The organism is bacterium (genome assembly GCA_028821235.1).
Taxonomy (GTDB): Bacteria; Actinomycetota; Acidimicrobiia; order Spongiisociales; family Spongiisociaceae; genus Spongiisocius.
This window is the reverse complement of the sequence record JAPPGV010000116.1, coordinates 1-4,333: the sequence shown is the minus strand read 5'-3', so window position 1 is coordinate 4,333 and position 4,333 is coordinate 1. Positions and strand designations below refer to the sequence as shown.

The following is a 4,333-nucleotide window of genomic DNA, read 5'->3' as shown; positions in this document are numbered from 1 at the left end:
CGACTGTTATGTCCTCCACCTCGATGCGGTGGAGGGGCGAGGTGCTGTAGAGGGCCAGCGCCTCCTCCACGTCGCCCAGCATCCACAGCATCAGGTCCAGGGTATGGCTGGTCTGGGTCACCAGCGACCCGCCCCCCTCGGACTCCCACTTGCCCCGCCACTCTCCGGAGTCGTAGTAGGGCTGATCACGGTAGAACGGCCCGGTGCACTCCGCCATGAGCGGCCGTCCGATCATGCCGTCGGCGATCGCGTCCTTCATCCGGCGAGCGGTCTCCAGGAAGCGGTACATGTAGATGCAACCCAGGGTCACCCCGGCATCCTCGCAGGCCTCGATCATGCGGTCGGCGTCGGCCACCGTGGTCGCGATGGGTTTCTCGGTGAGGACGTGGCGGCCCTCGGCGGCCGCTGCGATGGCCATCCGGGCGTGGTCGCCGGTCGGCGACGCCAGGCACACGGCGTCGATGTCCGACCGGATCAGGTCGCGCCAGTCGGTGTGGATCTCGGTCACCCCGTATCCGGCGCCGAAGTCGGCCGCCTTCCGGCGGTTGCGGGAGCAGACCGATACCAGACGGGCGCCGCCGGGGCGTCCGGCCAGGGCGCCCGCGAAGAGGTGGCCGCCTCCCCCGGTACCGATCAGACCGAAGCGGAGGCTCACAGGCAGGGGAGGGAGGGGGTAGGTAGAAGGAGGGAGGCCCTCGACATCGGCCGTAGTATACGCCCGCAGTAGCTCCCGGAAGGTAGTCCTATGCGCCGAGTTCCTACCACCGCCGCGGCCGGCGCGGAGCTGGTCCCGCTCTTCCGGGACCACCTGGAGTTGTGCAAGGTGCAGCCGGGCGAGACGGTGCTCGGGTTCACCGACACCATGAGCAACCAGGTGTACAACATCGCGCTGGCGGCGGCGGCGCGCGTGCTGGGCACCGACTACTTCCAGATCACGGTGGCCGCCGACGAGAGCTGGATGAGGTCCCAGGCCATCGTCGATGCCTGGAAGGGATCCGACCTGGTGGTGGCAACGCCCACCACGGAGTGGATCTACAGCGACGCCCACAACGCGGCCCTCGACGCCGGGGCACGCACCTTGATGCTTCTGGAACCCGAGGACATGCTCCGCCGCATGTTCCCGATCCCCGAGATACGGCGCCGGGCGGAGGTCAGCGAGGCCCTGCTGGCAGCCGGTACCACGCTGCACATCGAGTCCGAGGCGGGGACAGATCTCACCCTGAGCTACGAGGGGCGCCCGGTGATGACCCAGTACGGGTACACGGACACGCCGGGGCGCTGGGACCACTGGCCCTCGGGCCAGGTGGTGGTGGCGCCGCTGGAGCATTCGGCGGAGGGCACCCTGGTGCTGGACGAGGGTGACTGCCTGCTCAACCTGGGTCGTTACGTGATGTCTCCCGTCCGGATGGAGCTCCGGGAGGGGAGCATCGTCTCCATCGAGGGCGGAACCGACGCCCAGCTCGCACGGGATCACTTCGAGGCGCCCCGGGACAGGCGCTCCTACGGCGTGTCACACATCGGGTGGGGATACGAGCACCGGGCCAACTGGAACGCCCTGGGCCTTCGCTTCTGGGAGAGTGGCGGCGTGATGGACACCGAGAGCTACTACGGCAACATGCTGATCGCCTTCGGCGCCAACTTTGTGCGTCTCCTCAAGGGAGAGAACCGGGCTCCCTTCCACTTCGACATCCCGACCCGCAACCATTCCATCTGGGTGGACGACCGCCAGATCATCGACAGGGGGAACTTCGTCATCCCCGAGTTGCAACTGGACTACCAGGAAGGAAACGAATGACCAGCCTCGTAATCCGCAACGCCGAATTGCTGGACTGCACCGGCGCCGACCCGCGGTCGGGCATGGACGTGGCCGTGTCGGGGTCGGTGATCAGCGGGGTCGGACCGGGCGTGGGAAGCTCCGCGGATCAGGTCATCGACGCGACCGGGCTGACCCTGATGCCGGGCCTGACCGATGCCCATGTCCATATGGGCCTGGTGTCGTCGGCGGGCGATGTGGGTGACCTGCCCTGGATCGACTACGTGTTCACTGTGCGGCGGGTCATCGAGAACACGCTCCAGGAGGGCTTTACCACCGTGCGGGATGCGGGGGGTCTGGACCCGCGTTGGGCTCGACTGGTGGAGGAGGGCGTGATCGACGGGCCCCGCATCCTCCCGTCGGGGTCGGTGCTCTCCCAGACCGGTGGTCACGGCGACCTGAGACACGCCCATCACCACGCCCACCCCCGGGGCAGCATCCCGGGCCTGTCGGCCACCCCCGAGGTGGTGGACGGCCCCGACCAGGTGCGCAGGGCGGCCCGCGAGCAGCTTCGCAAGGGCGCCACCCAGGTGAAGGTGTTCGGCTCGGGCGGTGTCCTCTCGCCGACCGATCCCTTCGACAGCCTCCAGTTCACCCACGAGGAGCTTCGCGCCGCGGTGGAGGCCGCGGCCGACTGGCACACCTACGTGCTGGCCCACTGCCACACCTCTGACGCCATCCGCCGGGCCCTCGCGGCCGGTGTCCGGTCCATCGAGCACGCCAGCATCCTGGACGAGGATGCAGCCCGCCGGATCGTGGACTCCGACGCCTTCGCCGTGGTCACTCTGGCGGTCAAGTACGACCTGCTGGAGAATCCGGAGCGGGCCGGCCTCACCGCGTCCCAGCTCTCCAAGCTCCAGGCGGTGGAGTCGGAGGTGGGCCGGAGCATCGAGATCATGGGGGAGACCGGGGTCAGGGTCGGCTCGGGGTCCGACATCGTGGGACCCCTCCAGGACCGGCGCGGCCGCGAGTTGCCCAACAAGGCCCGGTTCATGGGCGCGGCGGAAGCCATCGCGACCGCGACCACGATGAACGCCCGGATCTTCTACATGGAGGACCGGATCGGTACCGTGGAAGAGGGCAAGGAGGCGGACCTAATCCTGGTGGACGGCCAACCGCTCGACGAGATCGGGGTGCTCGCCGACCCCGACCGGATCGTGGCGGTCATCAAGGGAGGCCGTGTGTACAAGGACACCGAGGGACGCTGCTCGTCCAAATAGCTTCCGGGCGAGCGGGCAGCCGCCGGTGAGATGACAGCGCTAGCTGATCGACGGCAGGTCCGGATCCCCGGAGCGGAGTTCCTGATGGGCTCCGACCACCACTACCCCGAGGAACGCCCGGTCCGCAAGGAGCGGGTGGACCCGTTCCGGATCGATGCCTACCCGGTCACCAACCGCCGGTTCATGGAGTTCGTCGCCGACACCGGCTACGTGACCTTCGCCGAGCGTCCTCCCGACCCCGGTCTCTACCCGGGGGCTCGACCGCAGGACCTCGTGCCGGGCTCGCTGGTGTTCGGGATGACGGACGGGCCCGTGGACCTGGGGGATTTCCGCAACTGGTGGGCCTGGACGCCGGGCGCCGACTGGCGCCGGCCGCTCGGGCCCGGTTCGTCCTTGGACGGCTTGGAGGACCATCCCGTGGTCCACGTCGCCTACCCCGACGCGGTCGCCTTCGCCCGCTGGGCCGGCATGCGCCTCCCGTCGGAGACCCAGTGGGAGTACGCCGCCCGGGGCGGCCTCGAGGGCGCCGAGTTCGCCTGGGGAGACGAGGACGTCCAGGACACGGCGCCGCGCGCCAATACCTGGCAGGGCGGGTTCCCCTACGAGAACACGGAGCTGGACGGCTGGACCCGGACCAGCCCGGCCGGCTCCTACGCCCCCAACGGCTACGGCCTGTACGACATGATCGGCAACGTCTGGGAGTGGACCTCCACCCGCTACCGGGAGGGGCCACCGATGGCCGGGTCACGGTGTTGCGGCCCGCCCAGGAGCGAGCATCTGGCCCCGATCCGGGGGCCGGAGCCCTTCCCCGCCCGCACCATCAAGGGCGGGTCGCACCTATGCACGATCCAGTACTGCTTCCGCTACCGGCCGGCCGCCCGCCAACCCCAGACGATCGACACCTCCGCCGGTCACATCGGGTTCCGCTGCGTATCGCCTGACCGCCCCTGACCCTCGCCGGGACCACGCGAGGCCACCCCCTTCGCGCCGCGCCGCGGCGAACCTCAGGCTGAGGGCGTCATGGGTGGTGTTGTGTGCCTCAGGTTCGTGGATCCCACCGTTCTCGATGCACTGGGCGTCACCGGTGGTGCGGTGTTCCTGAGGTTTAGGGCGTCATGGGTGGTGTTGTGTGCCTCAGGTTCGTGGATCCCACCGTTCTCGATGCACTGGGCGTCACCGGTGGTGCGGTGTTCCTGAGGTTTAGGGCGTCATGGGTGGTGTTGTGTGCCTCAGGTTCGTGGATCCCACCGTTCTCGATGCACTGGGCGTCACCGGTGGTGCGGTGTTCCTGAGGTTTAGG

The 4,333-nt window shown here is 68.9% G+C and carries 4 protein-coding genes; 3 read left to right on the top strand and 1 reads right to left on the bottom strand.

Annotated elements, in window-relative coordinates; translation table 11 throughout:
• On the bottom strand, positions 1–655 hold a 655-nt coding region (locus tag OXK16_12165), incomplete at its 3' end, for a Gfo/Idh/MocA family oxidoreductase (protein MDE0376696.1).
• A gap of 90 nt (positions 656–745) precedes the next feature.
• Between OXK16_12165 and OXK16_12160 the strand changes: the two genes are divergently transcribed.
• From OXK16_12160 to OXK16_12150, 3 genes are read left to right on the top strand one after another with little or no spacing between them, the layout of a single operon-like run.
• Positions 746–1,795, top strand: a complete 1,050-nt coding sequence (locus OXK16_12160) for a hypothetical protein (protein MDE0376695.1) — start codon at positions 746–748, stop codon at positions 1,793–1,795.
• Positions 1,792–3,033 carry an amidohydrolase family protein gene (locus OXK16_12155; protein ID MDE0376694.1) on the top strand — a complete coding sequence of 414 codons (1,242 nt, stop codon included), beginning with the start codon at positions 1,792–1,794 and terminating at the stop codon, positions 3,031–3,033. Before OXK16_12160 ends, OXK16_12155 begins: the two co-directional genes overlap by 4 nt.
• Before the next feature lie 30 nt (positions 3,034–3,063).
• Complete coding sequence (locus tag OXK16_12150) at positions 3,064–3,984, top strand: formylglycine-generating enzyme family protein (protein MDE0376693.1); 921 nt, start codon at positions 3,064–3,066, stop codon at positions 3,982–3,984.
• Positions 3,985–4,333 lie beyond the last annotated feature (349 nt).

Excerpts from the sequence above, each read along its gene's own strand:
- OXK16_12160 (MDE0376695.1), top strand. The coding sequence starts at position 746 with ATGCGCCGAGTTCCTACCACCGCCGCGGCCGGCGCGGAGCTGGTCCCG.
- OXK16_12155 (MDE0376694.1), top strand. The coding sequence starts at position 1,792 with ATGACCAGCCTCGTAATCCGCAACGCCGAATTGCTGGACTGCACCGGC.
- OXK16_12150 (MDE0376693.1), top strand. The coding sequence starts at position 3,064 with ATGACAGCGCTAGCTGATCGACGGCAGGTCCGGATCCCCGGAGCGGAG.